General features: G+C 74.2%; 18 protein-coding genes. 14 read left to right on the top strand and 4 right to left on the bottom strand.

Annotation, left to right across the window (positions count from 1 at the left end; genetic code table 11):
* Positions 1-118: 118 nt before the first annotated feature.
* The 6 genes from OIE12_RS02430 (at position 119) to OIE12_RS02405 (ending at position 5506) form a co-directional block, all read left to right on the top strand.
* The gene (locus tag OIE12_RS02430) at positions 119-778 is read left to right on the top strand and encodes a fasciclin domain-containing protein (protein ID WP_329131177.1); all 660 of its coding nucleotides are present in this window, start codon (positions 119-121) and stop codon (positions 776-778) included.
* A gap of 128 nt (positions 779-906) precedes the next feature.
* Positions 907-1386 carry an ATP-binding protein gene (locus OIE12_RS02425; protein WP_329131176.1) on the top strand — a complete coding sequence of 160 codons (480 nt, stop codon included), beginning with the start codon at positions 907-909 and terminating at the stop codon, positions 1384-1386.
* 200 nt (positions 1387-1586) lie between these two features.
* On the top strand, positions 1587-2525 hold the full coding sequence (locus tag OIE12_RS02420; RefSeq protein ID WP_329131174.1) for an ANTAR domain-containing protein: 939 nt from the start codon (positions 1587-1589) through the stop codon (positions 2523-2525).
* Positions 2526-2767: 242 nt separating this feature from the next.
* Complete coding sequence (locus OIE12_RS02415; protein WP_329131172.1) at positions 2768-3619, top strand: SDR family NAD(P)-dependent oxidoreductase; 852 nt, start codon at positions 2768-2770, stop codon at positions 3617-3619.
* Positions 3620-3741: 122 nt separating this feature from the next.
* A complete protein-coding gene (locus OIE12_RS02410) occupies positions 3742-4545 on the top strand; it encodes an alpha/beta hydrolase (RefSeq protein ID WP_329141704.1) in 804 nt (267 codons plus the stop codon).
* A gap of 76 nt (positions 4546-4621) precedes the next feature.
* Positions 4622-5506 carry a DsbA family protein gene (locus OIE12_RS02405; RefSeq protein WP_329131170.1) on the top strand — a complete coding sequence of 295 codons (885 nt, stop codon included), beginning with the start codon at positions 4622-4624 and terminating at the stop codon, positions 5504-5506.
* A 12-nt stretch (positions 5507-5518) separates the two neighbouring features.
* Here the strand turns inward: OIE12_RS02405 and OIE12_RS02400 are convergent, their stop codons facing one another.
* Positions 5519-6121: a TetR/AcrR family transcriptional regulator gene (locus OIE12_RS02400; protein ID WP_329131168.1), complete on the bottom strand. Its 603-nt coding sequence runs from the start codon at positions 6119-6121 to the stop codon at positions 5519-5521.
* Between the two features lie 82 nt (positions 6122-6203).
* Here OIE12_RS02400 and OIE12_RS02395 point away from each other — a divergent pair, with 82 nt between their 5' ends.
* The 5 genes from OIE12_RS02395 to OIE12_RS02375 all read left to right on the top strand — a co-directional run bounded on the left by OIE12_RS02395 (position 6204) and on the right by OIE12_RS02375 (position 9827).
* Positions 6204-7343 carry an acyl-CoA dehydrogenase family protein gene (locus tag OIE12_RS02395; protein WP_329131166.1) on the top strand — a complete coding sequence of 380 codons (1140 nt, stop codon included), beginning with the start codon at positions 6204-6206 and terminating at the stop codon, positions 7341-7343.
* A gap of 64 nt (positions 7344-7407) precedes the next feature.
* Positions 7408-8169: an SDR family NAD(P)-dependent oxidoreductase gene (locus OIE12_RS02390; protein WP_329131164.1), complete on the top strand. Its 762-nt coding sequence runs from the start codon at positions 7408-7410 to the stop codon at positions 8167-8169.
* A 228-nt stretch (positions 8170-8397) separates the two neighbouring features.
* Complete coding sequence (gene rpmG / locus OIE12_RS02385) at positions 8398-8562, top strand: 50S ribosomal protein L33 (protein ID WP_329131162.1); 165 nt, start codon at positions 8398-8400, stop codon at positions 8560-8562.
* 115 nt (positions 8563-8677) lie between these two features.
* Positions 8678-8929, top strand: coding sequence for a type B 50S ribosomal protein L31 (locus OIE12_RS02380; RefSeq protein ID WP_329131161.1), 252 nt, complete (start codon positions 8678-8680; stop codon positions 8927-8929).
* A gap of 157 nt (positions 8930-9086) precedes the next feature.
* Entirely contained in the window at positions 9087-9827 is a 741-nt protein-coding gene (locus OIE12_RS02375; protein ID WP_329131159.1) for an SOS response-associated peptidase, read from the top strand.
* A gap of 13 nt (positions 9828-9840) precedes the next feature.
* Here OIE12_RS02375 and OIE12_RS02370 read toward each other — a convergent pair whose 3' ends face one another.
* Positions 9841-10080, bottom strand: a complete 240-nt coding sequence (locus tag OIE12_RS02370) for a hypothetical protein (RefSeq protein WP_329131156.1) — start codon at positions 10078-10080, stop codon at positions 9841-9843.
* Between the two features lie 200 nt (positions 10081-10280).
* Between OIE12_RS02370 and OIE12_RS02365 the strand changes: the two genes are divergently transcribed.
* Positions 10281-10574, top strand: coding sequence for a hypothetical protein (locus tag OIE12_RS02365; RefSeq protein ID WP_329131154.1), 294 nt, complete (start codon positions 10281-10283; stop codon positions 10572-10574).
* Between the two features lie 23 nt (positions 10575-10597).
* Here the strand turns inward: OIE12_RS02365 and OIE12_RS02360 are convergent, their stop codons facing one another.
* A complete protein-coding gene (locus OIE12_RS02360; RefSeq protein ID WP_329131152.1) occupies positions 10598-11470 on the bottom strand; it encodes a helix-turn-helix transcriptional regulator in 873 nt (290 codons plus the stop codon).
* Positions 11471-11548: 78 nt separating this feature from the next.
* On the opposite strand from OIE12_RS02360, the gene OIE12_RS02355 reads away from it, so the two are divergent.
* Together OIE12_RS02355 and OIE12_RS02350 are read left to right on the top strand one after the other, a co-directional pair.
* Positions 11549-12268: an SDR family NAD(P)-dependent oxidoreductase gene (locus OIE12_RS02355; protein ID WP_329131150.1), complete on the top strand. Its 720-nt coding sequence runs from the start codon at positions 11549-11551 to the stop codon at positions 12266-12268.
* A 118-nt stretch (positions 12269-12386) separates the two neighbouring features.
* The gene (locus tag OIE12_RS02350; RefSeq protein WP_329131148.1) at positions 12387-13010 is read left to right on the top strand and encodes a hypothetical protein; all 624 of its coding nucleotides are present in this window, start codon (positions 12387-12389) and stop codon (positions 13008-13010) included.
* Here the strand turns inward: OIE12_RS02350 and OIE12_RS02345 are convergent.
* A complete protein-coding gene (locus tag OIE12_RS02345) occupies positions 13004-13282 on the bottom strand; it encodes a hypothetical protein (protein WP_329131146.1) in 279 nt (92 codons plus the stop codon). The genes OIE12_RS02350 and OIE12_RS02345 overlap by 7 nt on opposite strands.
* Positions 13283-13468: the final 186 nt, after the last annotated feature.

Here is a 13468-nt window from a genome sequence, read left to right as displayed (position 1 = left end):
CGACACCCGGGCGCCACCGACAGGCCCTTCCCCCCAGCCGCAGTGCCCGCACTGCCTTCCCCCGCCGTGCGGCGTCCGAGCCGCACGACACCGCACCACCACACTCAGGAGACCCTTCATGAAGCGCGTGATCCGTCGTACCGCCGTGGCCGTCGCCACCGCCGCCCTGCTGCCGCTGGCGCTGACCGCCTGCTCCGACGACGGCAAGAGCGACAGCGCCTCCTCCGACTCGGGCAAGGCGTCGGCGACCGCCACCGACAAGGCGACGGGCTCGGACGACGCCGGGAAGACGGACACGATGGACGAGCCGTTCGGCCCGGCCTGTTCCTCCGTGCCGAGGTCCGGCGCCGGTTCCTTCGACGGCATGGCCCAGGACCCGGTGGCCACCGCCGCCTCGAACAACCCGGCGCTGTCCACCCTCGTCTCGGCGGTGAAGAAGGCCGGCCTCGTCGACACCCTGAACAACGCCAAGGACATCACCGTCTTCGCGCCCACCAACGACGCGTTCGCGAAGATCCCGAAGGCGACCCTGGACAAGGTCCTGGCCGACAAGGCCCGGCTGACGAAGATCCTCACCTACCACGTCGTCGGCCGGAGGCTCACGCCGAAGGACCTGGAGAAGGGCTCCTTCACCACCCTGGAGAAGGAGAAGCTCACCACCTCCGGCTCCGGCGAGTCGTACACCGTGAACGACTCCTCGAAGGTGGTCTGCGGCAACGTCAAGACGGCCAACGCCAATGTGTACATCGTCGACACCGTGCTGATGCCCGGCAAGTGACCCGGACACCCGGCGACGGCTCCGCCGGCCCTTCGGGGCCGGCGGAGCCATGTGGTGTTTCACAGGCGTGTGAAGCGGGTTTCGGGGGTATGTGCGAGCGCGTGATGGGGGCAACGAAGGCGGCCTGTATGGAAGCGGTACCCGGCGACGAGGACGGTACGGCGTCGGACGGCGGTCTCCCACGGACCTCCGCCGCGCTGGACGGCGACTCGGCCTCCATCGCGGACGCCCGGCGCCTCGCCGTCGACTTCCTCACCTCCGCCCGCACGGAGTACGCGCTGCCGGTCGCCGAGCGGGCGCTGGAGATCACCCAGCTCGTGGTCAGCGAACTGGTCACCAACGCCAGGAAGTACGCCCCCGGACCGGTCCTGCTCAGTCTGCGGATCGTCGGGGACACCGTCGAGGTGGCCGTCTGGGACAGCGACCCGCTACTGCCCACGGCCAGGACGGCGGACCCCGGGCGGGTGGGCCAGCACGGTCTGGAGATCGTCAGCGCGCTCGCGCAGGACTTCCAGATCCGCCGCGAGGCCGTCGGCAAACGGGTCACCGCCCGGATCGCCTACGCCGACGAGTCGCCCGGGGCGGGACCGTACGGCGCGTTCTGGTGACGGGGTGCCGGGGTGCGGGTGAGAGTGCGCGGGTGTGGGCGCGTGCCGTCCGGGGTGGGCGGCACGGCGTGGCGGGGTAGGCTCGCGGCAGGTGCTTGGGAAGCAGGCACGCCCGTGGTGTCCGCGGTACCGGCCGAGCCGGTCGCGGTGCCGCGTGGTCATGTCACCGCCTGCTGCCCCCACCACAGGAGCACCCCTTCATGAGCCAGGAACCGGAGTACCCGCCGCTGCGCGACATGGGCGGCCGGGACACCGGCGCACCCGGCACCGGCGAGGCACCCGGATCCGGTCCGGGCGAGGCATCCGGCCTCGAGGCCCTGCGGCGCGAGAACGCCGCACTGCGGGAGCACACCGCGGAACTGGAGCGGCGCACCACGGAACTGCGCAACCGGCTGCACGCCCACCCCGGCATCTCCCTGGCCCAGGGCGTCCTGATGGAGCGTTACCGGCTGCCCGACCCCGCCACGGCGTTCGCGCTGCTGCGGGAGGCCTCGCAGCGCCGCAACATCAGGCTGCACACCCTCGCCGACGCGGTGGTCCGCACCCCGGCCCCCGCCGCCGACGCCGCCACCTGGTTCCCGGGCCGCGCCCGCTACAGCCCGCCCCCGCTGCCGGGTGTGCCCGTGGCCCCCGGTGACCGCGACAGCCACGGCGCGGTCCTCTCCGGGGTGCTGCGCCGGGTGCTGAACATCACCCAGGCCGGCATGGGCAACGTCCAGCTGGTCGAGGGCGGTGTGCTGCGCATGGAGAAGCACATCGGCCTGAACCGGCGGTTCACCGACTACTTCGCCTTCGTCGAGGGGCCGACCACGTCCTGTCATGAGGCCGCGGAGCAGCGCCGCCAGGTGACGGTGCCGGACGTCGCCACCGCGGACGTCTTCGACGAGGAGTCCCGCACGACGATCCTCCAGGCCGGCAGCCGTGCCTGCCACAGCGTGCCGATGGTGAACAGGGCCGGGGCGGTGCTCGGCGTGATCTCCTCCCACCACACCCGTCCGCTCGCCGGGTTCACGGCCGCGCAGCTGCGGGCGCTGGAGGAGACCGGCGCGGCGGCGGGCCGCTGGCTGTCCTGGCACCGCCGGACCGTCGTCCTCGACGCCCTCGAACACCTCCACACCGCGGCCCGCACCGCCCACTGACCGCCCGCCCCCGGCCGTACGGCTGCCGCGGCTCACCCGTTTGCCGGGTCCGCCGTACGGGCGGGGCGCCGTGCGTGCGCGGGCCGGGTACCCGCGGGAGCGGAGTGTCGACCGGCGCGGCGGCGCAAGCGCGGGATACCAAGGGGCGGGGCGGGGACACGGCAGGTCGGCGGGAGGGGGGAACACACGGACACGTACGACACACGGACACGTACGACACACGGACACGTACGGACGCATCAGTGGGTACGGCGAAGGGCGAGGCGATGGGTGGACAGGTGAGCGGGAGCGGCGACGGGCGGCGCGGTACGGCGCTGGTGACGGGTGCCTCCTCCGGCATCGGCGCGGCCTACGCGGCACGGCTGGCGGCCGACGGCTGGGACACCGTCCTGGTGGCCCGGCGCGCCGACCGTCTCGACGACCTGGCGGCCCGGCTCCGCGCGGAGACCGGCACCGCGGCCGGACCCCTGGTCGCCGACCTCGCCCGGCCGGACGACCTGGCCCGGGTGGCCGACCGCGTGGCACGCGGGGACATCGGCTTCCTGCTCAACAACGCGGGGATCAACGGCTACGGCCCGTTCGCCGAGCTGGAACCGGCCCTGATGGCCAAGGTGCTGCACGTCAACGTCCTCGCCGTCACCGCCCTGACCCGCGCGGCGGTCCCCGCCATGCTGGAGCGGGGCCGCGGCACGGTGGTGAACGTCTCCTCCCAGCTCGCCTTCGCCGGCGCCCTGCCGCCGCATCCGCTGCCCGAGCGGGCGGTGTACGGCGGTTCGAAGGGGTACGTGGTCACCTTCACGCGCACGCTGGCGGCGGAGCTCGCGAAGACGCCGTTGCGGATCCAGGTGCTGTGCCCCGGCCTGACGGCCACCGAGTTCCACCTCTCCCGGGGCGAGGCACCGGTGCCCGGGCGCGAGCAGGGGGTGCACGAGGAGGGCGGGATGCCCGTGGGCCAGGTGATCGACGCCTCGCTGCGTGACCTGGAGAAGGGCACGGTGGTCTGCGTACCGGGGCTGGCGGGCACGTCCCCGCTCGTCACCCTGGAGGCCGCCGAACTGGCCATCCGCTCGACGGCCCGCGGGGCACGGGACTGACCCGGCCCCCGGCCGAACCGCGGGGCGGGCGGCAACGGATCATTGAGAGGCGCGTGCGCACGGCACGCGCCGACCGATGGCCCGGCGGGCCGGGACGAGTGGGGAGCGACACGGTGACAGAGATGCCGGAGACGTCGGAGACGGCGGGCAGTGCGGGGGCTTCGGGGCCGGCCGCGGAGACCGGGGCCGGGAACCCGCCGCCACACCCGTCCGGCGGGCCGGCGGCGGCCCCGGGCACGCCCTCGGCACCACTGCCGTCGGCACTGCGACTGACCCGGGACGTGGCGGACCCGCGGGCCGCCGTGCTGTTACTGCACGGCGGCCGCGCCGACGGCCTCGAACCGGTCCCCACGTGGGACCCGGCCGCCCTGCGTATGTGGCCCTTCGCCCGGGCGATCAGGCGCGCGACCCCTGCGGACGCACGGGTGCTGCTCGGCAGCGTCGTCTACCGGCACCGCGGCTGGAACGGCACCCGGGCCGACCCGGCGCGGGACGCCGAGCGCGCCCTGGCGGAACTGAACCGGCTCCACCCCGAGGTGCCCGTCGTCCTCGTCGGCCACTCGATGGGCGGCCGCGCGGCGCTCCGGGCGGCGGAACACCCGCGGGTGTCGGGCGTGCTGGCACTGGCCCCGTGGTGCCCGCCGGGGGAACCGGTCGCCCAGCTGCGCGAGCGGACGGTCCTGATCCTGCACGGCGACCGCGACCGGGTCACCGACCCGCAGGGCGCGGCCGACCTCGCCCGCCGCGCCGGCGAGGCGGGCGCCCGCGCCCGGCTGGCGCTGATCGACGGCGGCGAGCACGCGATGCTGCGCCGGGCCGCGACCTGGCACCGTCTGGCGGCGACGGCGGTCACCGCGCTCCTCGACCCGGACCCCGGGCACCGGCTGCCCCCGCCCTTCGACAGCGAGCGGCCGACCCGCGTCTGAGCAGGCCCGACGCCCTGTGCGCGGGGGGCCGGAGATCGCATAGGGTCTCCTCCGCACACAGGGGAGGGAAAGATCCATGACTGCGAACGAAAAGCTGTCCGGGCGAAGCGGTGCCGCACGGAGAGACCCCGCACGCGGCGGCGCGGGGCGCGCCGGTGTCCGCCGCCTTCGCGCGCGCGGCGCCGCCGTCTCCGCCGGGGTCCTCGCCGCCGTCCTGCTGGCGGCCGGCTGCGACACGGGCGGTGGTACGGACGGCGGCAGGGACCGGGGGAGCGGCGACGGCAAGGCGCACGCGGAGGCGTCGCCCGGCGGCAAGGCCGTCGCCGACTCCTTCGCCGACTCCGGGCATCTGCCCGAACGCCTCGCCGCGGACGGCACGACCATCGTCGTCGGCTCGCCGAAGGCCCGCACCGCGGTGCGCGTCTACGAGGACCTGCGCTGCCCGGTCTGCGCCGAGTTCGAGAACTCCGGCGCCGACGAGCTGCGGGACATGACGGTGTCCGGCGAGGTCAGGACCGAGTACACGCTCGCCTCGTTCCTGGACGACAACCTCGGCGGCGAGGGCTCGCGGAAGGCGGCCAACGCGCTGCGGGCCGCACTGGAGAAGGGCCTGTTCCTCGAATACCACGACGTCCTGTTCGACCATCAGCCCGAGGAGGCCGTCGACGGCTACACCGACGCCTTCCTGCTGCGCATGGCCGCACGGGTGGACGGCCTGCGCGACGCCGGCTTCGACGCCGCCGTCAAGGGCATGAAGTACCGCTCGTTCGTCACCGCCTCCGAGAAGGCGTTCGACGACGACGGCGTGAACGGCACACCCGGCTTCGCGGTGGACGGCCGGCTGGTCGACGCGACCGTGCGCAACGACTTCTTCGACCCCGGCACCCTGCCCTCGGCGGTCCGCCGGGGCGCCCTGCGGGCCGCGGCCGCCCCGCCGTCCGGGGACAGCGCCGAGAGCTGACCGGAGCCGGGCTCAGCGGGCTAGGCCGTGCAGCAGCAGTTCCGCCAGGTGGGCGTAGGCCTGCGCGTCGGTCAGACCGGTGGTGGCGGCCACCTGGCGGCGCTGGATCCGCACCATCACCGAACTGATCACGTCCGCCGCGAAGGCCACATGCACCTCGCGGAACGCGCCCGAGGCCATGCCCTCGTCGATGAGCTGCTGGATGCGCTGCGCGGCGGCCCGGGTGTTGCGGTCGTAGACCTCCGCGGCCGGCTCGAACGCGGCCACGTCGTCGAAGAACCGCGGCGAGGCCGGTGCCAGCTCCGCCGACACCGCGCCCAGATAGGCGGCGAGCCGCCCGGCGGGCTCGGCCTCGGCGGCGAGCGCCCCCTCCACGTGCGCCGTCGCCCGCCGGAAGAAATGCACCACCGCCGTCCGGACGAGCTGCTCCTTGCTGCCGGCCAGGCCGTACAGGGTGCGCTTGGAGCAGTGCAGCCGGGCGGCGAGGTCGTCCAGGGTCAGATGGGCGAAGCCCTCGGTGACCAGAAGGTCCACCAGCTCGTCGAACAGCTCGGAGCGGCGGGCGGCGCCCCGCCCGGTCGGTTTCGGGCCGTCGGCGGCAGAGGTGTCGATCACCCGGCCCAGTATTCCAATACCTGTGGCGGGCGCTACGTAAAGCGGTACTCTAGTACCACAAGGAGTACCGCTAGGAGTCGCCATGGACGTCGACCGACTGCTTCCCACCCCCGAAGCCGCGGATCTCATCGCCCTCACCAGGGAGATCGCCGACAAGGAACTCGCCCCGCGCGTCGAGGAGCACGAACGGGCCGAGAGCTACCCCGAGGGCCTGTTCGCCACCCTCGGCCGGGCCGGGCTGCTCGGCCTGGTCTATCCCGAGGAGTACGGCGGCGGAGGCCAGCCCTACGAGGTCTACCTCCAGGTGCTGGAGGAGCTCGCCGCCCGCTGGGCGTCCGTCGCGGTGGCCACCAGCGTCCACACCCTGGCCTGCCACCCGCTGCACGCCTTCGGCACCGAGGAGCAGAAGAAGCGCTGGCTGCCCGCCATGCTCGCGGGCGAGTGGATCGGCGGGTACAGCCTCTCCGAGCCGGGCGCCGGCTCGGACGCGGCCGCGCTGACCTGCAAGGCCGAGCCCGTGGTCGACGGCTACCGGATCACCGGCACCAAGGCGTGGGTCACGCACGGCGGCAAGGCGGACTTCTACTCCCTCTTCGCCCGCACCGCGCCAGGCCCGCACGGCGTGTCCTGCTTCCTCGCCCCCGGCGCCGTCGACGGGCTGGGCTTCGACCCGCCCGAGCGCAAGATGGGGCTGCACGCCGTGCCCACCGCCGCCGCCCACTGGGACGGCGCGCTGCTCGACGCCGACCGGCTGATCGGCACGGAGGGCCAGGGGCTCGCGATCGCCTTCAGCGCGCTGGACTGCGGCCGGCTCGGCATCGCCGCCTGCGCCACCGGGCTCGCCCAGGCCGCGCTCGACGTCGCCGTCGACTACGCCAACGAGCGCACCACCTTCGGCCGGCGCCTCGTCGACCACCAGGGGCTCGGCTTCCTCCTCGCCGACATGACCGCCGCCGTCGACTCCGCCCGCGCCACGTACCTCGACGCGGCCCGCCGCCGCGACCTCGGGCACACGTTCGGCCGCCAGGCCAGCGTGGCCAAGCTGGTCGCCACCGACGCGGCCATGAAGGTCACCACCGACGCCGTCCAGGTGCTCGGCGGGTACGGCTACACGCGTGACTTCCCCGTCGAGCGGTACATGCGGGAGGCGAAGATCATGCAGATCTTCGAGGGCACCAACCAGATCCAGCGGCTGGTCATCAGCCGTGGTCTGGCAGCCTGAACGCGCCCGCGCGGCGCGCGTGACCGCCGCTTCGTCCGTACACCTCCAGGAGTGGGAAGACCTCATGAACCTCGCAGGATCCGCCGCCCTCGTCACCGGTGCCGCCTCCGGGCTCGGTGCCGCCACCGCGGCCGCCCTCGCCGCCCGCGGCGCCACCGTCTACGGCCTCGACCTCGACAAGGCGGTGGCGGGCGCCGGCACCCTCCCCCACGGCGTCACCCTCCTCGCCGCCGACGTCACCCAGGAGGCGCCGGTACGCGAGGCCCTGGACCGCGTCGAGGCCGACGGGGCGCCGCTGCGGCTCGCCGTCAACTGCGCCGGCATCGCGCCGTCCGCCCGCGTCTTCGGCCGCCGCGGGCCGCACGACCTGGACCTGTTCCGTACGGTCGTCGACGTCAACCTCGTCGGCACGTTCAACGTGCTGCGCCTGGCCGCGGCCGCGCTCGCCGGACAGGAGCCCGACGCCGAGGGGCAGCGCGGGCTCATCGTCAACACCGCCTCGATCGCCGCGTTCGAGGGCCAGATCGGCCAGATCGCGTACGCCGCGTCCAAGGCCGGCGTCGCCGGCATGACGGTCACCGCGGCGCGGGACCTGGCCCAGTACGGCATCCGCGTCGTCACCATCGCGCCCGGCATCGTGGACACGCCGATGATGGCCGGCTTCAGCGACGAGGTCCGCGCCGGCCTCGGTGCGAGCGTCCCCTTCCCCCCGCGCCTGGCCCACCCCGAGGAATACGCCCGCCTGGTCACCATGATCGCCGACCACGACTACCTCAACGGCGAAACAATCCGCATGGACGGCGCCCTGCGAATGACGGCACGGTAGCCAGTCCCAGGAGCGGACCACCCCGTCCGCCCCGGGGCCCCGCAGGGGCCTCCAGGGGGGCGGGGAACTGCGCGCTCAACCACAACGAACCCGCAGTCGCGACCACACCGCACATCCCGAGCTCTCCCGCGCCACGACGGGAATGCCCGGCCGGGCCCCCGCGTTACAGCCCATGTGACTGACATGCCCGGGACAACCCCGGAATGTGTCGGTGGAAGGAGGACCCTCATGGCACGCACCACCCTGCGCCCCGTCGTCAGGCTCAAGTCGACCGCCGGGACCGGCGTCACCTACGTGACGCGCAAGAACCGCCGCAACGACCCCGACCGGCTCGTCCTGCGGAAGTTCGACCCGGTGGCCGGACAGCACGTCCCGTTCCGCGAGGAGCGCTGACCGCTCCGCGGAAGGCGCCGGACCGCCGCACCACAGGCGCAGCGCCGCGCCCCGCACAGCCACACCGCACCACCGGCCGCCCGCCCCGGCGAACGGCCACGAGGAGGGAAACACCATGAGGCCCGGTATCCATCCCGAGACCAGGCCGGTCGTCTTCCGCGACCGCGCCGCCGACTCCGCGTTCCTGACCCGCTCCGCCGCACGGACGTCGAAGACGATCGAGTGGACGGACGGAAACACCTACCCGCTGGTCGACGTCGAGATCTCGTCGGCGAGCCACCCGTTCTACACCGGCGCCCGGCGCGTGGTGGACACCGCCGGCCGGGTGGAGCGCTTCGAGCGCCGCTACGGCCGCGACGCCCGCTGAGTCGGCGGGCCGCCGGAGCCCGCGCCCCGACGGCCACCCCACGGCCCGGCCCCGCCACGACGGGGCCGGGCCGCCGCGCACCGGCCGCACCGCACGAGAACAGACGGACCGCACCGACCGCGCCCACCGCCCGCCCCGGCCATGGCACAGTGGCCGTATGTGCGGCCGCTACGCCTCCACCAGGAGCCCCGAGGACCTGACCCGACTCTTCGAGGTCACCGACCGGCGCCCCGAGGAGACGCTCGCCCCCAGCTGGAACGTCGCCCCGACGGACCGGGTCTGGGCCGTCCTGGAACGCGCCCCGCGCACGGACGACGCACAGCCCGTACGACGCCAACTGCGCCCCCTGCGCTGGGGACTCGTGCCCTCCTGGGCGAAGGACGTCAAGATCGGCGCCCGAATGATCAACGCCCGCGTCGAGACCGCGCACGAGAAGCCCGCCTTCCGCAGCGCCTTCGTCCGGCGCCGCTGCCTGCTGCCCGCCGACGGCTTCTACGAGTGGCAGCAGATCACCCCCGAAGGCGGCGGCAGGCCCCGCAAGCAGCCGTACTTCATCCACCCCGAGGACGACCAGGTGATGGCGCTCGCCGGACTCTACGAGTACTGGCGCGACCCCGCCGTCACCCACGACGACGACCCCGACGCCTGGCTGACGACCTGCACGATCCTCACCACCGAGGCGACCGACGAGGCCGGCCGGGTCCACCCGCGCATGCCGCTCGCCCTGACCCCCGAGCACTACGACGCCTGGCTCGACCCCGCCCACCAGGACCCCGACGCCCTGCGCGCCCTGCTCTCCCGGCCCGCCGAGGGCCGACTCGACGCCCGCGAGGTCTCCACCGCCGTCAACAACGTCCGCAACAACGGACCGCACCTGCTGGACGCGGTGGGCCGGTGACGAGGGCCCGCCGTCAACGCCCCCGGCGTCGCAGCGCCGCCGCCCGCAGCACCGCGGTCACCGCCAGCAGGACGCACGCCACGGCACAGTAGACCCACGCGGTCGTGCCCCGCATCGCGCCGACCGCGCTCCAGACCGTCCACAGCACCAGCACGGTGAACAGCGCGGTCCAGGCGATGTCGGTGAGACGGTCGCGCAGTTGCGACCGCTGCCGGGTGCCGGGCTCGAGCGTGCCGAGCCGCGTCCCCCGCACCGCCGGCCCCGAATGTGCCGTTGACCTCGAAGACCCCCGGGCTGTCACGGGCGGGCCCCTTCCGTAGGCGGAGTGTCCGGCGGGCGCCGGGTGCGACGCCCCGTTGCCGGACCGGGTTCCCGCCCGCCGGTCGTACATGCGTACGGGACGGCGGGGCGGGGGAGAGGTCACTGTCAGTGGTGGATGCGAAGCTGCCCGGTATGGATGAGCTGGAGTTCATGCGCGGCAGGGTCTACGGCGCCGACCCCGAGGACGGCGGGCCGCGACCGGGGCGGGCCTACGCCCAACTGGTGGGCGGCCCGCTGGACGGCCTGCTCCTCGACGTCACCGACCTCACCGACGTCACGGATGCGACCGGCGGACCGGGGTCCGGACCGGGACGCGGGGTCGCCCTGCCCACGGAGATAGGCCGCTTCGGCCCGGGCGGCCGCGCCCAGTACGCCCCGCGGACCGACGACCCGCGCCGCTTCGACTGGCACGGTGACATTCCATGAGGACCGGGTCCACGGGCCCCGGATCAGCCGGTCCCGTGCGCGCCCGGGCCCGCGCCCGCGGAAGCGGCCGCGTGTCCGGCCGTCTCCGCCGCCGTGAGCGTCGCGAGCCGGTGGAAGGAGCGCGCGGTGGACGAGCCGGCGTCCGCCGTGATCAGTACGACCTCCTGGTCCTCCTCCGGCACCAGCAGCACATCGCAGTTGAGGCGCAGCCGCCCCGCCGTGGGATGGTCGAGGGTCTTCGCGCGGTGCCCGGGGGCATGGACCGGCCGCTCCTCCCACAGCTGCCGGAACTCTGCGCTGCCGGCGTGCAGTTCGGCCAGCAGGGCGGCCAGGGCCGGGTCCCGGGGATACCGGTCCGCCGACCGCCGCAGCCGGGCCACCGCGATCCGCCCGAACTCCTCGGCGCCGGTGCTGGAGTGATTACGCCCCCGGCCGAGGAAGCGGCGCCGGGCCAGGTTGCTCTCCCGGCCGAGGTCGTCCCCGACCAGCGCGCGGGCCAGGGGGTTGCAGGCGACGACGTCGTAGGCGGCGTCGGTGACGACCGCGCCCGTGTCCGGCAGCCGACGCAGCATGCCGGCCACGTGCGGGCTCACCCGCCGCACCGCACGGGTGCCCGGCGGCGCGCTCGCCCCCGCGAGCCGGAAGAGGTGGCTGCGCTCGGCCGGGGCCAGCCGCAGCGCCCCGGCCAGTCCGTCCAGGATGCGCGGTGACGGGCGCGGCCCGCGGGCCTGTTCGAGCCGGACGTAGTAGTCGACGGACATGTGGGCGAGCTCCGCCACCTCCTCCCGGCGCAGCCCGGGGGTGCGGCGGTGGTCGTCGGCGGGCAGCCCCAGCTCCTCGGGGCGCAGTCGTGCGCGGCGGTCCCGCAGAAAGCGGGCCAGTTCCTGCCTCGGCATGCTCTCTCCTGGGGCGTTCGGCCGCCTGGTACAGGTTGTCCCTGGCGGGCCGCACGCGGTCGGGGAATCGTCGATGCCATGAACGATCGCACAGCACTGGTCACCGGTGCCAACAAGGGAATCGGCAAGGAGATCGCACGCCTCCTGGCCGCCGAGGGCTTCACCGTGCACGTGGGCTCGCGGGACGCCGAACGGGGCGAGAAGGCGGTCCGGGAGATCGGCGGTACCGCCCGGCTCCTGGTCCTCGACGTCACCGACGCCGACGGCATCGCCGCCGCGGCGGAGCGGGTCGACCGGCTGGACGTCCTGGTCAACAACGCGGGTGTCGTCGTGGAGGACAGCCGGCCGCCCGAGCTGAGCCTGGAGGGCATGCGCCGCACCTACGAGACCAACCTGTTCGGTGTCCTCGCCGTCACCAACGCCTTCCTGCCCGCGCTGCGCCGCTCCCCGGCGCCCCGGATCGTCAACATCTCCAGCGGCACCGGCTCGCTGGACTGGAGCGCGGACCCGGAGCGGGAGTTCGCCGCCTTCCGGGGGCAGGGCGCGGCCTACCGTTCCGGCAAGGCGGCGCTCAACGCGCTGACCCTGTACTACGGGCAGGCCCTGGCGGACGAGGGCTTCAAGGTCAACGCGATGGCCCCCGGACTGCGGGCGACGGATCTGCACCCCAGGGCCGCCCTGGCGGCGGCCGGGGACCCGGCGGAGGCGGCGGCGGGCGCGGTCCGGCTCGCCCTGCTCCCGGAGGACGGCCCCACCGGCGGCTTCTTCTCCTGGGACGGCACGCGGATGCCGTGGTGAACGGCGGACGCCCCGTTCCTGGTGAGAGGGGGCAACGCATCGAGGGCCTCGCGAGTCGTAGGAGGCGTGCACCGTCATGGGGCCGTGCACGCCTCGTACGACCAACAGGAGGAAGACCATGACCACTCGCAACCGCCGCGTCCGCCGCGTCCACGCGGCCCTGGCCGCACCGGTGGCCGTCGTCGCCGTCGGCCTGGGCACCGTCCCGGCGACGGCCGCGGCGCCGGCCGCCGCGACGCCCCGGTTCCTGGAGCCGGGCGAACTCCCGCCGAACGCGTCCTCGGACTGGTACGCCGGGGACGTGACCGCCGGGCAGCCGGACCCGCTGCCGTTCTGCGTGGGCGAGGCACTGCCGTCGACCACCGTGCACCGCCAGTTCTGGACCGACTTCGACACCAACGCGGTGCAGGCGACGGTCGTCGAGTCCAGCGTGCGGCGGGCGCAGGAGTTCGCCGCGCTGCTGCGCAAGGACCTCGCAGGCTGCGCGCGGAAGGTGATGGCCGAGAACCCCGACGTCACCGCGCAGAGCAGGTACTACGGCCGGCTGAACGTCGAGGAGGGCGCCGAGGTGTTCGGCGTCCACACCGAGTCGTACGGCGCCTCGGACATCCACCTGTTCTCCGTCGGCGTCGACGGCACCACCGTGACCGTCGTGCGGTGGGGGCAGATGGGCACGTTCGCGCAGGCCCAGGTGGCGGACTTCGAGGCCACGACCGTCACGGCGGTGAAGAAGCTCTACTGAGCCGCCGGCGGATGCCGGGCCGTCCGCTTGACGTCCTCCTCGACGGAGTTGCGCGGCTTGTCCTCGTCCTTGGCGTACCGGGTCACCGCGGCCTGTACGTCCCGGGCGAGGTCCCGCCAGGCCCGCCAGGCGGTCTCGTAGGTGTCCGTCTGGACGTCGGTCCACGCGGCGTGCGCGGGCGGCCCGAAGGAGTCGCGCAACTCCTCGACGCGGTTGCGCGCCTGATCGGCGGCGCGCTGCATCGCCACGAGTTCTTCGAGCGTATGTGCCACATTCGGATCGTAAACACCGCAAAGCCGACGCGCGCGCCGAGCATGCAAGGGGCGCGGGGAACTGCGCGAACGGGACGAAGTCCCGTGCCAGGGTCAAAGGGGCAGAGCCCCTTGAGGACGGCAGAGCCCCTTGAGGACGGGAAGGGCAGGGGCGGCGGAGGCGAAAAACCACACCGTCATCCCCGC

The sequence above is a fragment of the Streptomyces sp. NBC_00670 genome, assembly GCF_036226765.1.
In the GTDB taxonomy this organism is placed as follows: domain Bacteria; phylum Actinomycetota; class Actinomycetes; order Streptomycetales; family Streptomycetaceae; genus Streptomyces.
Note: the sequence above shows the minus strand (reverse complement) of the source record. Positions and strands in the feature narration are given on the sequence as shown.